The organism is Phenylobacterium sp., assembly GCF_036723115.1.
In the GTDB taxonomy this organism is placed as follows: domain Bacteria; phylum Pseudomonadota; class Alphaproteobacteria; order Caulobacterales; family Caulobacteraceae; genus Phenylobacterium.
Window position 1 is genome coordinate 1 of sequence record NZ_DAIMHV010000254.1, and the last position, 1749, is coordinate 1749.

Annotated in this window: 3 protein-coding genes; all 3 read left to right on the forward strand. The window is 69.4% G+C overall.

Going from position 1 to position 1749, the window contains the following annotated elements; genetic code table 11:
- Window positions 1-1025 (forward strand): class I tRNA ligase family protein (locus V7D28_RS15200; protein ID WP_333588222.1); only part of this gene is annotated, 1025 nt, incomplete at its 5' end.
- Between the two features lie 2 nt (window positions 1026-1027).
- Window positions 1028-1510: a signal peptidase II gene (gene lspA / locus V7D28_RS15205; RefSeq protein ID WP_333588223.1), complete on the forward strand. Its 483-nt coding sequence runs from the start codon at window positions 1028-1030 to the stop codon at window positions 1508-1510.
- A 74-nt stretch (window positions 1511-1584) separates the two neighbouring features.
- On the forward strand, window positions 1585-1749 hold a 165-nt coding region (locus V7D28_RS15210), incomplete at its 3' end, for a DUF3035 domain-containing protein (RefSeq protein WP_333588224.1).

Sequence of the window (1749 nt, forward strand, 5' to 3'; positions counted from 1 at the left end):
ATGGCTTCACCATGGACGAGAACGGCGAGAAGATGTCCAAGTCCAAGGGCAACACCGTCGATCCCCACCAGGTGATCAAGGAGTCCGGCGCCGAGATCATCCGCCTTTGGGCCGCCATGGTGGACTATTCGGACGACCAGCGGATCGGCAAGACCATCCTGGCCACCACCAGCGACGCCTATCGCAAGCTGCGCAACACCCTGCGCTACATGCTGGGCGCCCTGGCCGGCTATTCGCCGGCTGAGGCCGTCGCCCTGGACGAGATGCCGCCCCTGGAGCGGTTCATCCTGCACCGTCTGCAGGAACTGGACGCAGAGGTGCGGGCCGCCTACGAGGCCTACGCCTTTCAGGACGTGATCCGGCCGCTCATCGCCTTCTGCCAGGAAGAGCTCTCGGCCCTGTTCTTCGACGTCCGCCGCGACGCCCTCTATTGCGACCAGCCCAACGCCCTGCGCCGGCGCGCGGCGCGCACCGTTATGGACCTGGCGTTCGAGCGGCTGACCATCTGGCTGGCGCCCCTCATGCCCTTCACCACCGAGGAGGCCTGGACCACCCGCTTCCCCGAGGCCCAAGCCAACGCCCTGCGGGTCTTCCCTGAGACCCCCGCCGAGTGGCGCAACCCGGCCGAGGCCGCCCGCTGGGCCAAGGTCCAGGCGGTCACCGAGGTGGTCACCGGCGCCCTGGAAGTGGAACGGCGGGAAAAGCGCCTGGGCGCCGCCCTGGAGGCCGCCCCCCGCGTGCATGTGAGCGACGCCGACCTCCTGGCGGCCTTCGAAGGGCTGGACCCTGCCGAGGTCTTCCGCACCAGCCAGGCGACCCTCGTGGCGGGCGAAGGCCCCTCCGAAGCCTTCCGTCTGGCCCATCAGCCGGCGGTGGCCGTGGAGCCCCTGCGGGCGGAGGGCCGCAAGTGCGCGCGCTCCTGGCGCATCCTTCCGGAAGTGGGGAGCGATCCGCGCTATCCTGACCTGTCCCTGCGCGACGCCGAGGCTGTGGCCGCCTGGGACGCCGCCCGGTCGGGAGGCTGAGCTTGCGCCTGATCAACCGCAACGGCGCGCTGGCCTATGGGCTGGCCCTGCTGGTTCTCGTTCTGGACCAGATCTCCAAGCACTGGATCCTGTTCGTCTTCGACCTGCCGGCCCGGATCAGCGAGAAGGTCGCCGGTCCCTTTCATCTGACCATGGTCTGGAACCAGGGGGTCAGCTTCGGCCTCATGCGCGCCGATCAGGATCTGGGCCGCTGGCTCCTGGTGGCCTTCTCCCTGGTGGTGGCCGCCGCCCTGGCGGTCTGGGCCCGCAAGAGCGAGCGACGCCTGATGGCCGCGGCCCTGGGCCTGGTCATGGGCGGGGCGGTGGGCAACGCCATCGACCGGGCGCGGTTCGGCGCGGTGGTGGACTTCATCGACGTCTCGCGGCTCTATTTTCCCTGGGTGTTCAACATCGCCGATGCGGCCATTACGGTGGGCGTCATCCTGCTGCTGCTGGACAGCCTGCGGAAGGAGTCCCGAGCCTAAGCCGTTGGCGCCGGGACCCGGTTTGCGCTAATGCAATGGACTTTCGGCCGGGGGCGGCCTTAGGAGCGTATGTCATGACCCTCAACCGCGTGATCCTCGCCGGCGCCCTGCTCGCCGCGGTCGGTCTGGCCGGCTGCAGCTCGGCGCGGGGCGCCCTTGGCATGACCAAGGTGACCCCTGACGAATTCCGCGTCGTCACCAAGGCGCCCCTGGTGGTGCCCCCCGACTATTCCCTGCGC